Below are 1,510 nucleotides of genomic sequence, written 5' to 3'. Positions count from 1 at the left end.
TAGCCAGGCCGCAGCGGCAGGTACGGGAACATGCCGGACAGATGCTTGTTCGCGTAGCGCAGCCACCGGGCCTCGGAGTGGTACCCGAGCAGCGCCTGCGCGACCGACAGGCAGACGAGTTCGCTGTCGCTCAGTAGCGGTGGCGTACCCATCCATCGGGTTCCTCCGATCTCGTCGTCTACCTTCACGTAGAGTGCGGTCAAGAGGGCTTCCATGTCTGTCGTCACACACGGACTTTGGGGGCCCTCGCCCTGTTTCCGCAGCCAGACATCGGAACTACTCGTCTAGTGTCCTGCGTCGGAAATTGCATATCTAAATTGATGTCATGTTTCGGTTGCTGGCAGGGTGATTTTTGTGAGGTAGTCGGCGAGTGATTTCAGGATCTCGTCGGCGGTCTTGGTCCAGGTGAAGGGCCTCGGGTTCTCATTCCAGGTCTGGATCCAGGCGTGGATGTCCTTCTCCAGGGCTTGGACGGAGGTGTGCACGCCGGGTCGGATCAGCTTGTCCGTCAGCAGGCCGAACCAGCTTTCGACTTGGTTGGTCCAGGAGGAGCCGGTAGGGGTGAAGTGCATATGGAAGCGAGGGTGCCGGGCCAGCCACTTCTGAATCTCAGGAGTCTTGTGGGTGGCGTAGTTGTCGCAGACCAGGTGCACGTCGAGTTCGGCCGGCACGGCCTTGTCTATCGTGATCAGGAACTTCTTGAACTCAATCGCGCGGTGGCGCCGGTGCAGGGCGCTGATGACGGTCCCGTCGGCGATGTTGAACGCGGCGAACAGGCTGGTGACGCCGTGCCGCAGGTAGTCGTGGGTGCGACGCTCGGGCATGCCGGGCATCATCGGCAGCACGGGCTGGGACCGGTCCAGTGCCTGGACCTGCGACTTCTCATCCACGCACAGCACCACAGCCCGCTCGGGCGGGTTGTGGTACAGCCCGACGACATCGACGACCTTGTCCACGAACTGCGGGTCAGTGGAAAGCTTGAACGAGTCCTGCAGGTGCGGCTTGAGCTCGAATTTCTCCCAGATGCGCCCGATGGTGGACTTCGACAGGCCAGTGCGCTTGGCCATCGAGGTACGCGACCAGTGCGTGGCATCTTTCGGCGTGGACTCCAAGGTCGCCACCACCACGTCCTCGACCTGGTCCAGGAGGATCGAGGGCGGCCGGCCCGGGCGCGGCTCATCGGCCAGCCCGTCCAGCCGGTCCTGGACGAACCGGGCACGCCATCGGTTCACCGTCGCCTGAGCGACCCCGAGATCGGCCGCGACCTGCTTGTTCGTCCCACCCTCCGCACACCGCAACACGATCCTCGCCCGGAGCGCAAGGAACTGGGCCGTCTTCGCCCGCCGCGCCCACCGCGTGAGCTGGGCCCGCTCCGGCCCGGTGAGCACCAACTCCGATTTGCGCCTGCCCGGACGCGGCTCATCCTTCAAGCCTGCCAATCCCCGGACCGCGAACCGGGAGCGCCACTTGCCCACCGTCGCCGAAGACACCCCACACTCCGCCGCCACCC

The 1,510-nt window shown here is 64.6% G+C and carries 1 protein-coding gene and 1 pseudogene; both read right to left on the bottom strand.

The annotated features are described in order from the left end of the window. A pseudogene (locus FCI23_RS55655) lies at positions 1-227 on the bottom strand (IS982 family transposase); the annotation flags it as partial. Positions 228-323: 96 nt separating this feature from the next. Beyond that, positions 324-1,510 (bottom strand): IS630 family transposase (locus FCI23_RS55650; RefSeq protein WP_322974073.1); only part of this gene is annotated, 1,187 nt, incomplete at its 5' end.

This window comes from Actinacidiphila oryziradicis, from assembly GCF_005047355.1.
GTDB classification, from domain to species: Bacteria; Actinomycetota; Actinomycetes; order Streptomycetales; family Streptomycetaceae; genus Actinacidiphila; species Actinacidiphila oryziradicis.
The sequence above is the reverse complement of the archived record's forward strand: the minus strand, read 5'-3'. Positions and strand labels throughout refer to the sequence as shown.